At 41.6% G+C, this 16,297-nt stretch carries 13 protein-coding genes; 3 read left to right on the forward strand and 10 right to left on the reverse strand.

Annotated features, from left to right (window positions below; translation table 11 throughout):
* The first annotated feature begins 76 nt into the window (after positions 1-76).
* From aspS to MTBBW1_RS05955, 3 genes are all read left to right on the forward strand, one after another.
* Positions 77-1,867 carry an aspartate--tRNA ligase gene (gene aspS / locus MTBBW1_RS05945; protein WP_080800560.1) on the forward strand — a complete coding sequence of 597 codons (1,791 nt, stop codon included), beginning with the start codon at positions 77-79 and terminating at the stop codon, positions 1,865-1,867.
* Between the two features lie 209 nt (positions 1,868-2,076).
* A complete protein-coding gene (gene xpt, locus MTBBW1_RS05950) occupies positions 2,077-2,658 on the forward strand; it encodes a xanthine phosphoribosyltransferase (protein ID WP_080800563.1) in 582 nt (193 codons plus the stop codon).
* 132 nt (positions 2,659-2,790) lie between these two features.
* A complete protein-coding gene (locus MTBBW1_RS05955; protein ID WP_080800564.1) occupies positions 2,791-3,591 on the forward strand; it encodes an HD domain-containing protein in 801 nt (266 codons plus the stop codon).
* Between the two features lie 9 nt (positions 3,592-3,600).
* On the opposite strand, the gene minE is transcribed toward MTBBW1_RS05955, so the two are convergent.
* The 10 genes from minE to ahbB all read right to left on the reverse strand — a co-directional run bounded on the left by minE (position 3,601) and on the right by ahbB (position 16,140).
* Entirely contained in the window at positions 3,601-3,891 is a 291-nt protein-coding gene (minE, locus tag MTBBW1_RS05960; protein ID WP_080800567.1) for a cell division topological specificity factor MinE, read from the reverse strand.
* Between the two features lie 10 nt (positions 3,892-3,901).
* Positions 3,902-4,702: a septum site-determining protein MinD gene (gene minD / locus MTBBW1_RS05965; RefSeq protein ID WP_080800570.1), complete on the reverse strand. Its 801-nt coding sequence runs from the start codon at positions 4,700-4,702 to the stop codon at positions 3,902-3,904.
* Positions 4,703-4,864: 162 nt separating this feature from the next.
* Positions 4,865-5,548: a septum site-determining protein MinC gene (locus MTBBW1_RS05970; protein WP_080801129.1), complete on the reverse strand. Its 684-nt coding sequence runs from the start codon at positions 5,546-5,548 to the stop codon at positions 4,865-4,867.
* Positions 5,549-5,645: 97 nt separating this feature from the next.
* Positions 5,646-7,640 (reverse strand): hypothetical protein, encoded by a 1,995-nt coding sequence (locus MTBBW1_RS05975; RefSeq protein WP_080800572.1) that lies wholly within the window; start codon positions 7,638-7,640, stop codon positions 5,646-5,648.
* A 2-nt stretch (positions 7,641-7,642) separates the two neighbouring features.
* Entirely contained in the window at positions 7,643-7,993 is a 351-nt protein-coding gene (locus tag MTBBW1_RS05980; protein ID WP_080800575.1) for a cupin domain-containing protein, read from the reverse strand.
* Positions 7,994-8,484: 491 nt separating this feature from the next.
* Entirely contained in the window at positions 8,485-8,919 is a 435-nt protein-coding gene (locus MTBBW1_RS05985; protein WP_080800578.1) for a DUF1178 family protein, read from the reverse strand.
* Between the two features lie 480 nt (positions 8,920-9,399).
* Positions 9,400-11,256 (reverse strand): hybrid sensor histidine kinase/response regulator, encoded by a 1,857-nt coding sequence (locus MTBBW1_RS05990; protein ID WP_080800580.1) that lies wholly within the window; start codon positions 11,254-11,256, stop codon positions 9,400-9,402.
* A 73-nt stretch (positions 11,257-11,329) separates the two neighbouring features.
* Complete coding sequence (locus MTBBW1_RS05995) at positions 11,330-14,083, reverse strand: CheR family methyltransferase (protein ID WP_245809275.1); 2,754 nt, start codon at positions 14,081-14,083, stop codon at positions 11,330-11,332.
* A gap of 129 nt (positions 14,084-14,212) precedes the next feature.
* Positions 14,213-15,634 (reverse strand): B12-binding domain-containing radical SAM protein, encoded by a 1,422-nt coding sequence (locus MTBBW1_RS06000; RefSeq protein WP_245809276.1) that lies wholly within the window; start codon positions 15,632-15,634, stop codon positions 14,213-14,215.
* Between the two features lie 38 nt (positions 15,635-15,672).
* Positions 15,673-16,140, reverse strand: a complete 468-nt coding sequence (ahbB, locus tag MTBBW1_RS06005; protein ID WP_080800586.1) for a siroheme decarboxylase subunit beta — start codon at positions 16,138-16,140, stop codon at positions 15,673-15,675.
* Positions 16,141-16,297: the final 157 nt, after the last annotated feature.

The raw sequence follows: 16,297 nt of genomic DNA on the forward strand, positions 1-16,297 counted from the left end.
ACTCCTGCCATTCACATTGACAATTTATTAATCTGGAATGCTATAAAAATACCTTAATAATTGTGAGGAACTATAAGTGACAGACCAACTTGGAGATATGAGAAGAACCCACACATGTGGAGAGTTGAATACAAAAGATGCCGGAAAAGAGACTGTGCTCATGGGATGGGTTCAACGCCGACGGGATCATGGAGGGGTTATTTTTATTGATCTCAGGGACAGATACGGTATTACCCAGATTGTATTTAATCCGGAGTTTAATGAAGGTTCCCATGAAAAAGCCCAGGTGCTCAGAAGCGAGTTTGTGATAGGTGTAAAAGGAGAGGTCAAAGCCCGCCCTGATGATATGGCCAATGAAAAAATGGAGACAGGTGCAATTGAAGTTTTTATCAATGAACTGAAAATTTTCAGCCATGCAAAGACACCTGTGTTTCAGATTGAGGATAGGGTGGAGGCTTCGGAAAGCATACGTCTTCAGTATCGTCATCTTGATCTGAGGCGCCCCCAGCTTCAGAAAAATATAATTGCCCGTCACACTGCATCACAGGCTGTAAGAAACTATCTTGACAACAAGGGCTTCCTTGATATCGAAACTCCCTTTTTGACAAAGAGCACACCCGAAGGTGCAAGGGATTATCTTGTTCCAAGCAGGGTTAATCAGGGATGTTTCTATGCCTTGCCACAATCCCCCCAGCTTTTCAAACAGATGCTTATGATCAGCGGATTTGAAAGATATTACCAGATTGTAAGATGTTTCAGGGACGAGGATTTAAGGGCAGACCGCCAGCCGGAATTTACACAGATCGACATGGAGCTCTCATTTGTAGGTGAAGATGATATAATGGAGATCACCGAGGGGCTTATAAAGGAGGTCTTTAAAAAGGTTCGTAACCTCGATATCAAGACCCCCTTTGAAAGAATAACATATCAGGAATCCATGGATCGTTTTGGTCTTGACAGACCTGATATGCGTTTTGGCCTTGAGCTGTGTGATATCTCTGATATTGTAAAGGATGCCGGTTTCAAGGTATTTGCAAGTGTTGTTAAAAAGGGCGGACTTGTCAAGGCAATCAATGCAAAGGGATGTGCTCACTTTACCCGCAAGGAGATTGATGATCTTACAGCGTTTGCAGCCATTTACAAGGCAAGGGGCCTTGCCTGGATAAAGGTTAAGGAAGATGGCCAGTGGCAGTCTCCCATTGCAAAGTTTTTCACAGAAGATGAAAAGGCTGCAATGAAAGAGCGCCTTGATATGGAAATCGGCGATATAGTATTTTTTGTTGCGGATGACATCAAGATAACAAATGAAGCGCTTGGGCAACTGCGAAATGAACTTGCAAGACGCCTTGAACTTATTGACAGCAATACTTACAGGTTTGTATGGGTCACCCACTTTCCACTACTTGAGTATGATGAAACTGAAAAACGATACCAGGCACTTCACCATCCATTTACAGCTCCCCTTGAAGAGGATCTGGATAAACTGGAGTCAGACCCTCTAAGCGTCCGTTCCAGGGCATATGACATGGTTCTCAATGGTACCGAGATAGGTGGCGGCAGTATCCGTATCCACTCCACAGAGCTTCAGGAGAGGATTTTGAATCTTCTTGGTATTGGAAAAGAAGATGCCCAGGAAAAGTTTGGATTTCTCCTCAATGCCCTTTCATCAGGCACACCTCCCCACGGAGGTCTTGCTTTTGGATTTGACCGCCTTGTAATGCTTCTCTGTCAGGAAGATTCAATACGTGATGTTATTGCATTCCCAAAAACACAGAAAGCAACATGTCTTCTTACAGATGCTCCATCTCCTGCTGCTGTTTCCCAGTTACAGGAGCTGGCCATAAAGGTCTCCAAAATTGATGAATAAACAGACATGATTGATTACATATCAATCACCCCCAAATATAAAAATGATAGTCATTTTCACGGTAAACGGTCATGGGTGTCATCCAGCCACCCCCGAATATGAAAATATGTATCCATTTTCACGGTAAACAGGCATGATTGATTACGTATCAATCGCCCCCAAATATAAAAATGATAGTCATTTTCACGGTAAAATAGGGATGAGGGTTTATGGAGGCTCTTAGAAAAGCAATAAAAGAGAATGCTCGATATCTGGGTAATGGCATAATAAAAGCTGATGCCTTCATAAACCATCAGTTGCTGCCGGAACTTACAACTGAAATTGGTCACCATTTTGCAGAAGCAATGAAAAAAGCCGGCATCAGCAAAATTACACGAATTGTTACTGCCGAAGTCAGTGGCATTGCCCCTGCCCTTGCAACTGCACAGGCACTGAATGTGCCAATGGTTTTTGCCAGAAAAAAGAGGCCTTCTTTTATGACAGGGCAACTCTATTCTGCAGAGGCAAAAAGCAGAACCAAGTCTGAAGATGTATCTTTGCACATATCATCCATCTATCTTCATCCTGATGACAGGGTTATGATTATTGATGATTTTCTGGCAACAGCATCCACCCTGATGGCACTTGTCTCTATTGTTAAACAGAGTGGTGCCACCCTTGAGGGGGTTGGATGTGTGATTGAAAAAGTTTTTGAAAATGGACGAACATCTCTTGAAGAACTTGGTATTCCTGTTATAGCCCTGGCCAGGATTGACCTGATTGATGACGGAAGAGACTTCCAAGTTTTGTAGTGCTTCTTCAAGTTTAAATCGTCGGGTGATTTTTTCAGACATTTCAAATCTTCAAAGCGTTTTATACCCGTCAATCAAACCTTGCAAGAACAGTAGTTTTCTTTAAAAAAACCGTTGCCCGCGGAGCATTGTATGAATTCGGATATCTACCTGAAATTGAGGGAGGAGGCCAGAAAGATTATTGCCGATCTTCCAGAGCCTGAGTTCAACAGGGTGTTTTCAAAAGAGATCACCTGTTCAAGAGAGATGCTCCATTCTGACCCGCTTTTGATAAAGATTAAAAAAGAGCTTAATATTTTTATTGAAGATGATTTTGGCCATGGTATGCGTCATTCAGACCTTGTTTGTGTGGATGCAGGCGCTATTATTCAGGTGGAGATGGGTTGTAAACTGGATGATTATGCTTTTTCAGGATCAGGTGATATCTATAAACAGATACTGCTAGTGCAGACAGCCGGGCTGCTGCATGATGTCAAAAGAAAGGAGAAACAGCACGCCAGAAAAGGTGCCGGATTTGCAAAAACATTTCTTTCTGAAGGTGGATATCCCCTGACTGCAAAGGAAATTGATACAATATCCTTTGCAATAAAAGAACATGAAGCATTCCAGAAAACAACAGACAGAATGCAGTCTGTTAAAAGAGAGCCAACCCTTATATCCAATGCACTTTATGATGCCGATAAATTCAGATGGGGGCCGGACAACTTTACTCATACTGTATGGGATATGGTTATCTTTTTGAATGCACCTCTCCATGAATTTGTAAGAAGGTATCCAGATGGTATGGCAGCACTGGAAAGAATTAAGGGAACCTTCAGAACAGAAACCGGAAAATCCTATGGCTCAAATTTTATTGAAATCGGCATTGAAGCCGGCAGCAGGCTCTTTGAAATAATCAAAAAGCAGTTTCCAGAAGCGTTTTCTCCTTTATGAATGACAATTCTATTTCTTACTCTCCTGTGGTTTAAATCCTCTGTTCTTTTTAACGCACAATATTGGAGTATTGAACACAAGAGCAGAGAGATCTTGATCTCTTTGAACTTCAAGCTGAAGTGCTTTTGTATCAATTTCAAAATATTTTGAGATCACCTCAACAATATCGTTCTGAAGGCTTGTCAGTGTGGTGTCATTTATCTCCAGTTTGTCATATACAAGGGCAAACTGCAGCCTTTTTTTTGCAGTTTCCTTTGGGGACTGTTTACCGGAAAATTTTCTCATTAATCCGTGAAGCATGGATATATCCTTATCTGTTCAAACCCAGTTTCTGGGAAATTTTGTCCCATACCCCTGTTCTGGCAGTGGGTACCTTTATGGGGATATCGACCTCACCATTGAGTCTCTTTGCAATCCGTCTGAATGCCTGCCCTGCAAGTGACTGATTGTGCATTACCAGGGGCATACCTGTATTTGTGGAGACAACCACCTGATTATCCATGGGAACAAGACCCAGAAGGTCTATGGATAGCACATCAATGACATCTTCGTGGCTCAACATGTCACCCCTGGCAACCATCTCAGGTACGATCCTGTTTACAATCAGTTTGGGAGTGATGGAGCGGGAGTAGAGCAGGCCAATTACCCTGTCTGCATCTCTTATGGAAGATACGTCAGGTGTACATATGACAATGGCCTCGTCTGCTGCCACAACTGAATTTTCAAAACCTTTTTCAATGCCTGCCGGTGAGTCCATGAGGATATAGTCGAACTCACTTTTAAGCATTTTTGCAACCCTTTGTACACCAATTGCAGTCAGCACGTCTTTATTGTCGCTCTGGGAGGCAGGAACCAGAAAGAGATTCTCGATTCTCCTGTCCCGAATCAGTGCCTGGGCAAGGTTGCAGCGCTTGTTGACAACATCCACAATGTTGAAAACAATACGGTTTTCAAGACCTAACACCACATCAAGATTTCTGAGACCAATATCCATATCAATTACAGCCACCCGGTTTCCTTCAAGGGCAAGAGCTGCACCGATGGAAGCTGTAGCAGTTGTTTTTCCTACGCCCCCTTTACCAGATGTTACAACTATTATTTTTCCTTCCAATGAACACCTCTATATAATAATGTCAATTCATAAATATGTGTCAGTATAGCCCAAAATTAGTTAGCCCAAGGATTGATCTTCCGAACTTTTTGGAATGAACATTCATTAACTACTCAAAGTCGATAAGTTTTCGTTCCTTAACGAGACCAGCAACATTGCACATCACAAGGCTGTTGGCCATGGTATTTTTCCAAAGGGCTGATCCTGCATATAATCCTGTAGTATGACTTTGTTCTTATGGATGGATGCATAAACTATTTTTCCTGCCAGTGAAGGATCAGCACCGTCACCTGGAATTCCAGCTATGTGAACCAGTGTCGGTTTGAAATCAATTGCAATGATAAAAGCATCTTCATTGTCCGGGTATCCTGCATTAACCTGTCCCTGAAGGGAGCCTAAAACAATTATGTTGCCGGAGGATGTAAGTTCCGCCCCGGGATTAACATTCCCGACTATGATAAGGTGTCTGCGTGTCTCTATTTTCTGACCGGAACGAATTCTTCCTGTCAGAATAAGTGCGTCTGTTCTGTGGGTAATCCATCCTTTACCCAGATCAACCTGCCTGCTGTTTTCAACACTTTGGGATCTTTTTTCAGGTGGTGTGGTTACAATACCTACATCAAACCGTTTTTTAAGAAAATCCCTTAAATTATTTACAAGCTCATCACACCCTTCAGCTCCACCTACGTCAATAATAACCTTTGCATTTATTGCAAGATGTTGAAGACGCTCAAAAAGCTCGGATATTTTTTCATGTATAACGTCTTCAGGGGTGGAAGGATCAACGGTTACCCAGAAGCTGTCTCCCACGCCTTTTAGTTTAACCGGAGGTATTTCCGTTGTCATTGGAGTTCCATTTTTTTTTCCGCCAAACAGTTTATTCCACATCATCTATCCATGTATAAAAAGAGCATCATGCAGTGTCAAGTAAGAATAATGCGTGTCAAGTAAGAATTTTAAGATTTTGCCTGCACAACCATGCAAAATCCTCTGGATAATGGCCGTTTATCCAGCGCAATTGTGCCTCACTGAAAGCCCCTGGGGAGTGGGGAATTTTGGGCAGAAAAGAGTATAAAATACGTTGATCTTTTTCCCGTGAGTCAAATCTGCCTGCATACTCAATGGTTGTTACCATACGTGCTCCCATTTTTTCAAGAAGCTGCACAGCCATGAGAATTGCCCTGTCAATTGCGTATCTCATTGATGTGTCAGCTTCAAGAATGTTGCCGCACGGAATCACAGGCATTAATTGAAGCTCCCATTGAGATGTCTGGGCTTTGGGGACAAAAAGGATAACCTTCTCGTCTTCATGGATTGCAAGTTCAGAAGGCAAAGAGCTTTTTCCGTCAGTTCTCTGATTTGATCTGATAGCTTTAAGATAGCATTCAAAAAAGTTTTTGCCATTTATTTCTCTGAATCTGCGTACAAAGTCTGAGACCAGGTCACCGCAGGAGTAGGAAGGAAACAGCGTCTCTTGGTGATTATGATCTCTTTTATGCAAATTCATTTTTTGCACATTTGAAGGAACCATTGCGTATTGCTGATGGATCTGCTGATGGGATGCATGCAGTCTGTAACCTGACTGTGCATAACCAAATCCAAAATTCCATCCCCAAAGGGAGGAGTTAAAGGTTAACTCTTTTTTTCTCAACTCCTTTTTCTCTTCAGGGTGAATACCATATTCAGGGGACTCACCAAATCTGTTATTCTCATGGGTATCACTCTGTATATTTTTTTCAAGCTGCACCAATATTTTACAGCGAAGGTTTTCGAGAGCTTCCTGTGAGATTTGTTTGTATCTGCCTTGAATATCACTTGCAGAAAGTGCGTCCTGGATATTCAACTCCTCTGCCAGGCGTATATATGTCCTCTGGTAATATAGATGACGCATACCTGATATATCTTCTGAAGTTAAATCGTTTGTTCTATATCTTATGGCATCGTCAGCCATGTTGGCAGCAAAGTGTCCCCAGGGTATATAGCTGTTGCGTCTCAGATATTCAAATACATGACTTTTTTCTTCTTTTTTTTGCCACTCTCCTGTTATTTCACTGTTTCCCTGAATGCCAGGAACAAGTACCATTGCACGTTTGTAGCTATCCGGCAGGTATGGATTGTTGGCTATGATTTCAAAAAGGTCATGGTCAGTGATGTCTAACTGGCAGTGACCGTTTTTATCTTTTTTAAAGCATAACCCAACAGGTTCCGGCCGTTCTCTGTTTAATGGGTTTTGATTTTTACCATAAAAAACCTTCTGGGTCTCTTCATGATCTGATATTTCATGATCTGATATGTCCCGAGTGGTTGATGAATATCCATCTATAGATGAATATCCATATATAAAAGTGCAACAGGTCTCTGCAATTGCAATAAGATCATCAGGATCTGTTGAACTTTCAGCAAGGGCAAGAAGAAGCGGTCTTGGCAACAGCTCTATAAACTGACGTGTTATCTCTTTTATCTCTTTCTGAGATTTATCAGAAGTAGAACCTGACGTTTTGTTGCAATTTTGATTCTTCCATTTTGTTATAACATCCTGCATGGATACCAAAGGTCTTGGGGGCAGGCATATTTTTTCCGGCCTTAGAGCCACTGAATCTGCCCATCTGGAATTTATGTAGGTTGTTCCTCTGAATGGAAACTGGTTGGGAATTTCATAGATAACATCCGCACCCTGCTCTTCAACTTTTTTATCTGGAAAATTAATATGATTTTTAATTTCTGTACCATCTGGCAGGGTTCCAAGGGTATCAATAAAATCATTTTTCCTTAAAATTTCAACATTGAATGATGGCCTGTGGATACCAACAATAAAATCCCCGTTGGGTGACACGCATGTTTTGCATTGAAAAAAATTTTCATGATTTTCATGGTCGGGGGTGACCGATTCAGGGATGGCCGTAAAATCAAATGGTGGTTTAGATCTATCCTTTTGCATTTTTAAAGCTCCGGAGCACCAGAAGGGACAAGACAGATAAATACAAATGGTTCATTACCCTGATTTCTAATCTGATGAATCTCATCCCCCTTAATAAAAACAGCATCTCCTGCCGAAACAGTATGCCACTCATTTTGGGAGAAGACCTCGCCTTTTCCTGAATGGATAAAAATTTCATGTTCCCATTCATGGGAGTGTTGCGGTGTGTAGCCATTGGGAGCAAGTTCAAAAAGCCTCATGCAAAAATGTGGGGCACCATCATTTTTCCCAATAACAACACGACCCGAAACACCTTTTGCAAGGTCGTTATCTATTTTTACAGGGGCAATTTTATTGCAGGTAATTATTTTCATACAGATCCTTTACCTTGGAAATAGGGCATCTTTCATTTATCGGTTTACACTTTTCTGAACCATGATTTTCATGATTAAGGGATTTTCTTGATTATTCATCATGTTAATCCTTAAATCCTTTAATCATGGTTCAAAATTTTCCGAAAAGTGTAAACTACTTTTGAGCTGATATGAAGGATGCCGGAAATAGATATAAATCTTATAAGTTCTCAAAATCGACATCTTATTGCTTTTTTTCCATTTACTGAATTTGTCTGAATCAGGATAACCAGGATGGATAGGATGCTCAGGATATACAATCCTGCCTTATCTTTGTTAATTTTGGGTATCCTGTGATTCAGACAGTATTGATAAGGCTCAAGAGGCTATATAGCTTTCCAGAAAAATATTTTTTTTGTCAAAAAAATTAGTCCAGATAACAGATAGTTAGATTTTTCCATTATCAATTTAATTATCTGGAATACTATATCTGTCGATTTTGAGTAAGTAGGTCAGTTAAGGTCATCTTTGTCAGTATGGTTGTCTCTCCTTGAACCTATACGAACTACCGGAACTCCTTCCTTTTTCAGAACAGCATCCTCTTCAGCAGTGGTTGTGCCCCTTATGTTTCTTGCATCTGATGCACCATAATGAATTTTCAGAGCTTCCTTTGCAAAGTTGGAGCCTACATTTTCAAAATTATTTTCAACAAAAGTTGTTATTTTGTCGGCAATTGCCGCCATTAAATCCTGCGGAGCATTGCCGTCAAATGATGCACTGGAAGATGTTTTTACAGCAACCGGAGAAAGTTTACGGGCAACAGCATATGTTTCACACATGGGACAGGTTAACAATCCCTGGTTCTGCTGCTGTTCAAAATCTTCACTGTCATCAAACCACCCTTCAAAAGAGTGTCCATTGACACATTCCAGATCAAAAACGATCATATTTCTTTTGCTATACTCCCTTTGTTATTCTCCCGATTGTCACAATATTTGTTTGCAGAGCCTTCATGGATGTTCATTAAGCAGCATCGGACACATTAATACAATAAAAAGTATTTTGCAAATAAATCCCTCAAGAGTCTAAACTTCTCATTTTTTAAGAGCGCATAATCTGAAAATAACTGACCAACAAACTAAATATGCAGCGGTCAATTTGTCTGAATCAGGATAACCAGGATAAACAAGATGTTCAGGATAGATAATCCTGCCTTATCCTGTTAATCTTGGAAACCTGATTCAGACAGTATTGACAAGGCTCAAGATATTATAGATGTCGATTTTGAGTAATTCAGTACTCTTTTACCGTGGAAATAGATACAAATTTCCATATTCGGGGGTGGCTGAATGCCGGCCATGACCGTTTACCGTGAAAATGACTATCATTTTTATATTTGGGGGTGATTGATACGCAATCATGCCCGTTTACTTCAAAACATCCCGAATAACCGTTGCAATATCAGATAGGGTCAAGGGCTTCATCACATAACCGTCAACTCCGAATCTTTCGGATGTTTTTTTATCAGCAGGGCCGTGACCTGTGGCAATGATAACCGGAATATCTGGCCTTATCTCCTTGATCTTTTCCGAAAATTTAAGTCCGTCTAAAATGGGCATGCTCATATCGGTAATGACAAGATCAAACTTATCCGGGGCTTTTTGAAATATAACAAGTGCCTCCAACGGGTTTAAACATGATTCAACTGTATAACCGAGACGTTTTAGCATCATTCCAAGCACTGTTACAATTGCAATGTCGTCATCAACAAAAAGGATACGCTCAGTACCTTCGGGAATTTTCTCATTTTTTTGCATTTTTACTGGAACTTTCTCCGTCAGCTCAGGGAAAAACAATGTGAATCTACTGCCTTGCCCAGGTTCGCTTTTAACCACAACAGTACCACCAAAGGATTTTACAATTCCGTGTACAACTGAAAGTCCAATACCTGCCCCACTACCAAAATCTTTTGTGGTGAAATAGGGTTCAAAAATCCGGTCAATAATATCAGGTTTAATGCCTGAACCAGTATCCATAACTGTTATTTTGACATAATTGCCGAGAACCAGGATAGATGAGGATACAGGCTCTGAATCCTCTGACAGAGATACAGTGTCAACCGAGACAGTCACCACACCTCTTTCCCTTTTTCTCTCGATTGCCTCGTAGGCATTGGTGCAAAGGTTTATTATCACCTGCTGGATATGAAGTTCCTCTGCAAGGATAAATATATCATCCGTAGCGATATTCGCCACAACTTCAACTGTGTCGGGAAGAATTGCCTGTATTGATCGAACTGCCTCCCTGGCAGGTGGATTTACTGCAATCCGTTTAAGTTTAGGGGGATTTTTCTGGCTGAACTTCAGAAGTTGTTTTACAATATTTGCTGCCCTGAAGGCTGCTTTTTTTATCTCTTGAATGCATGCATGCATGGGATTGGATTCTGGAATATCATCAAGAGCAAGTTCGGCATTTCCAACCACTATAAAAAGAATGTTATTAAAATCATGGGCAATGCCACCTGTAAGATTTCTCACTGTTTCCATTTTTTTTGTACGGTGGAGTTCAGCCTGGAGTTGCTCTTTTTCCCTCTCAATGGCCTTTTGAGCGGAGATGTCGATTATAATGCAGCGGTATTGAACCGTGCTGGCTGATTCTTCCGTGCTTCTGGATTCCTCTATGCTTCTGGAAGCTTCTCGGTTTCTGGAGGCTTCTCGGGTTTTGGATGCTTCCGGTATTCCTGATTTCTCAGAAAATTGTGATTTCTCCGGTATTCTGGATTCCTCCGGAACAATTGTGCTTTCCACATGCACCTCAAACAGGGTTCCATCCTTTTTCTGCATTTGCAATTCGCAAACCTGTTTTGAACTTGTGTTGAAAAGCTGCCGCATATGAAGAGTAAAGATATCACTGTATTCAAAGGGGATATGGGCGAAGATGTATCTGTTTATCAGAGAATCCCTTTCCATTGAGAGCATGTCTGCAAAAGTGAGGTTGGCATTGAGAATGAGTCCATTGTGATTAAGTGTGATATAACCTGCCGGAGCAAAATCATAAAGCTCTGCATAGCTTTTTTTAACGGCCATAAGCTCCTGCTGTGATCGTTTCAGCTCCTCAATTTGCATCTCCAGTTCAACCTGAAAAACTTGAAGTTCATGGAGGGAGGCATCAGGAGAATGTTCAGTGCCCTGCTCTATTTTAATATAATCTCCGTTCTTTATAGCATCTTCAGCTTTGCTGCGAATTATCCGGAGTTGTTCCTTCGACGAGCTATTTTGTCCCATATGTTCCTTCCTTCCTTCCTTCCTTCCTTCCCCATATCTATATCCCCTTTTTGCAGGTGACAAATCTCGGCCATTATTGTTTATGCTGTTTTTTTTGAATTTCTTTTAACATTCTTTTTTGCTCATTGATATCAAAAAAGGTCAAAACCGCCCCCTCGATCCTGTTGTCAGTTGTTCTGTAGGGCATGATACGCATTTTAAACCATTGGTCATTTATAGTTTTAACCTCTACCTCTTTTGGAATAAGTTTGTCCAGCACATCTTTCACATCTTGAATCATTCTGTCATATTTCAGGTTGTTGACCACATGTTTCAATGGCCTGCCAATATCTGTGGGGATAAAATTGACAAGTTTTACAGCCTCCTGTGTATAACGTTTCAGCCGGATCCCGTTATCCACAAATATGGTGGCAATCTCTGTGCTGTTGAGCAGGTTTCGCATGTCATCCTGTGCTGATGAAAGCTCATCCACCTTGGATTGAAGTTCAGAGTTAACTGTCTGCAACTCCTCATTTAGGGACTGGAGTTCCTCCTTTGAGGATTCAAGCTCTTCATTGGTGGATTGAAGCTCTTCATTGGCGGACTGCATCTCCTCGTTGATGGATTTAAGCTCCTCGTTGGAAGATTCAAGCTCCTCTAAGGTTGTCTGGTGACCTTCCCTGCTTCTCTGAATTTCACGCTCAAGTTCCAGAATACGTTTTTTGTAATTTGCTTCTGTTTTTATATCAAGTTTCTCACTGCTCTCTTCTTCCTCCTGATGGCCAATCCCCTCCTCTATGGGTATCAGGGGAACTTCCTCAAATATCACCAGAAGATAACCAGACAACTCATCTGGCTGAGACAGAGGTCTGACATGGAGATTAATGATCTGGAACTCTCCATTGGTTTTCACTTGAATACCCTTGCGGGTAATGTTTTGATTTGATTTTACAGCCTGACGTATGGCTGACGAAAGTTCAATGCCAAGACCCTCCCTCGGGATCTCCAGTATATTGGTGGATGGCCGTCCACTCACCTGTTCCAGAAATTTTCCTGTCCGACCCTGCACATGCAGCATTCGTCCATCTCTGTCAATAAGAATGGTGGTGGGCGCAATCTCATCAAGGATGATTCTCCTGGTCAGGTGTGCGATGTCAAGGTTACGGCCCGCAGGCATTGGCAAGACCCTTTCACGGCCAGAACCTTTTAGTACGCCAACATTTCCGGTGGGGAACTCCACCGCAGGTCGAATTTCCCTGGGAAGTTCCTTTTTTCTGAAAATTTTCCATTTAGGATTAACAATTTCAAAAAAGTTTGCATGCTGGCCAATGGTTTCAGATGAGCCCAGCAAAAGTACGCCCCCTGGAGACAGTGTATAGTGAAACAGGGGCAGCAGTTTTTTCTGGGCCTCGCCATCAAGGTAAATCAAAAGGTTCCGGCAGCAGAGCAGATTCAGTCGGGAAAAAGGGGGATCTCTCAGAAGATCCTGGATGGAGAAGATCACACAATCCCTAATCTCCTTGCGAATGCGGAAAAACTCTCCTTCCCTGATGAAAAAACGTTTCAGTCGATCCTTTGAAACATCTGCTGCAATGTTGACTGTATAAATTCCCTCGCGTGCCTTTTCTATGGCATACTGATCAATATCTGTCCCAAACAACTGCAGATTGATCCTTTTAGGAATAGCATCTATGCACTCCCGAAGTACCATGGCAATGGAGTATGCCTCTTCTCCGGTTGAGCAGCCCGGAATCCATATCCGAAAGACACTATCCTCTTCCATCCCTTCAAGCATACTGTTAAACACACTGTTTTTAAGGATATCAAAGGATTCTTTGTCCCTGAAAAAACTGGTGACTCCGATGAGCAGCTCTCTGAAAAGCGAATCGGTCTCTTCAGGGTTCTCCCGCATTAACTGGATATAGGCATCATGGCTTTCAATCTGATTCAGATGCATTCTACGGTTTATACGCCTAAGTATGGTGCTCTTTTTATATGAAGAGAAGTCATGACCCACATTTGACCTGAGCAGAGCATATATTTTTTTCAGCCAGTGATGATCTCTTTTGTAATACTCCTCATAATCCCTGGCTAAAGGCTCTTTGTCATTTTCATGATTCTGTATTGTCTCACAATCATTTTTTCTGCTTAACACTGTTTCGCTGTCATGCTCCGGACTGGATATTGCTTTGTCCTTATCCTGATCAGAACAAATATCCTGTCGGCATCTGAAATAGTGTACAATCTTTTCTGGCATTTCATTGGGAGGCAGCACAAGGTCAATAATCCCTGTCTTTATGGCGCTTCCGGGCATTCCGTTATATTTTGCTGTCTCTTCGGATTGAACAACTGTAAGCCCCTCTCTGAGCTTGATCTCCTTTATCCCGAGAGTTCCGTCACTTCCGGTTCCGGAGAGGATAACTCCTGCACAACATTCTTTTTTATCTTCAGCAAGAGATCTGAAAAAAAAATCAATGGGCAAAGAAGGGGTACCTCCATTTATATCAAACAACTGTATAGTATCTTTAAACAGGGAAATCTCCATTCCGGGAGGCGTGATATAGATATGATCATGCCGCAGCGTTTCTCCATCCTTTGCAATTGTTACAGGGATTTGGGTTTTCCGTTGCAGAAGCTCATCAACAATAGAGGGCTGGCCGGCAGCCATATGGATGTGGACAATAAATGAAAGGCCGGATTTTTCCGGAACAGAGGAAAAAAACTCAGTGATGGCTTCAAGGCCACCTGCCGAGGCTCCTATTCCAATTACGGGAAAGGTTAAATTACCATTTTGTTTGCCGGAAGAGTTTGTATTCATCTTTCCGGAAGAGGTTGTGTTGGGTTCCATTTTTTCTCCGGAATTCAGTAAAGTTTCATGGTGAAAATTTTGTCATTTTTTTGGCATCCTTCATTTACCGGTTTACACTTTCTGGGATACATGCCCATTTATCGGGAATTTCCATTAAAAAAGTGTAAACTACTTTTGGGATGATATGAAGGATGTCATTTTTTTTAATTGTAATATTTTATCCATTTCACTTTCATCTTTCAGGCAGGGCATAAGTGCATTGTTTGTAAAGAGAGGGTCTTTTTCAAGGTCAAATCTTGAGTTGCGCACAGCTTCCTTCCACATGGGTGTGTGGGGTATTGGAGTGTAATATGCAAGTACAGGTGTTATCCCTGACTGCTTTACAAGTTTTATGGAGCTTTCAACATCATCAAGGTCTTGCCCGGGAAGGGCACAAAGAAGATATGCACCTGTCTGTTCTTCTGTAAAGCCTGCTTTCTTAAGCATTCTTACAGCATTGTGAAACTCCTCTTTCCTGACCTTTTTGTCCGCCCTTGCAGAAGGTGAAAAGTCTGTTGTCTCAAGTCCAAGCCTGATTGTCTTAAAGCCGGTTCTGTACATCATCTCTGTAACTTCCCTTGTTATCTGCCGGATATGAAGGGCATTTGGTGTATGAAATGAAAGGTCGGAAGAGAAAGAGGAGCAAAGAATTTTTTCCAGAAGGGGAAGAATATACTTTTCAGGTTGAATAAGAAGTGCATCATCATAAAAGGCAAAAATTTTTACTCCATAGTTAAGGTGCCAGTGTGCAATTTCCTGAAAAACCTTTTCAGAAGAGCGTCGTCGGAGAGATTTTTCCAGAAAGGATGATGCACAGTAGTCACAGGAAAACGGGCAGCCTCTTGATGTGAGAATCGGGGCATATGTGAGTCTGGATACAAGATCCAGAGCAGGAAAGGGAAGATTTTCAAGATCTGTAGGCTGTTGAAATCGGTGGTTTGATTCTTTTTCAGGTGTTATGCAATATCCTGTATATTCCTTTACAATATCCTGAATGACCTCCTCTCCTGTGCCTGTGACAACCTGATCTGCAAGTGAGTGTTTTTCTGCGTGTTCTCTACAAAGGGATGCATAGATGCCGCCTAATACCACAGGAGTATCTGGAAAAACCTTTTTGACAACAGATATTGTTTCGCTCACCCCTGATGCCCAGTAGGTCATCATGGATGTTACAAGAATAAGATCCGGCGGATTTGCTTTCTTTAAATCAACCAGATCTTTGTAAAACCATTCAGGTTCAATTCCATATCTGAAAAAACGTTTTCCTGTGGATTGCAGGTCAGGAAGTGTTTGGGATGGTGGTTTTACACTCTTTTTTCTGAATGGCCCCCTTCCATCACCAAGTAATTTAACCTTACCCTTCCTGAGAGCTTCGGGATGGAATCTGTCAAGGCAATCCAGAAACGTAACACTTACCCCGCTTTCACGAATAATGGCTGCAAGCTGAAGCAGTCCCAGTGGTTTTGCCCAAAAGTCAAATGCAGCAAAATCGTGAATCCAGGGATTTACACAAAGAATATGGGGCTTGTTACTGTTTTTTATTTTATGCAAGGTATTTGTGGCCAGATGTTGACTTGGAGTGGCCATTTTCAGGTAAAGTACTTCATTGATGTTTTTTTAAGCTCTTTTTCACTGAAAAGAAGTGTATAGTCATCAACTGCAACCCTTTGTGCAATAGTTGCAGCAATGGCGCGGCAGGTTGCCTTATCTCCGGCATGCACCATTGTATATACATTGTATGGCCATGTCGGGGCAGGGTTGCGGCGGTAACAGTGGGTTACCTCCTGAAAAGATGCCATTATCCTGCCCACCTCCTGAACCCTATCTTCTTCAACTTTCCAGGCCACCATTGCATTGGCCTTAAAGCCTGATTTCTGATGTTTCAGGGTTGCTCCAAATCGTCTTATGATGCCGCTTTCATTTAGCTCCTCAACAATCATGAGATATTTATCTTCAGATATCCCGATTGATTCTGCAAGCTCCAGAAAGGGGCGTTGTGTAACAGGGATGTTGCCCTGTAGAGATGCAACAACTTTTTTTTCAAGTTCTGTCAGCATATATTTTTTGTCGTCTGTTTAAAAATTTGGTAAGAAACTCAAGATTCATTACTGAAAAATTCAAGATTTATTACTGACTCAAAATCGACACCTTATTGCTTTTTGAGCAGTTATTGAATTTGTCTGAATCAGGATAACCAGGATGAAAAGGATGCTC

The sequence above is a fragment of the Desulfamplus magnetovallimortis genome, assembly GCF_900170035.1.
In the GTDB taxonomy this organism is placed as follows: Bacteria; Desulfobacterota; Desulfobacteria; order Desulfobacterales; family Desulfobacteraceae; genus Desulfamplus; species Desulfamplus magnetovallimortis.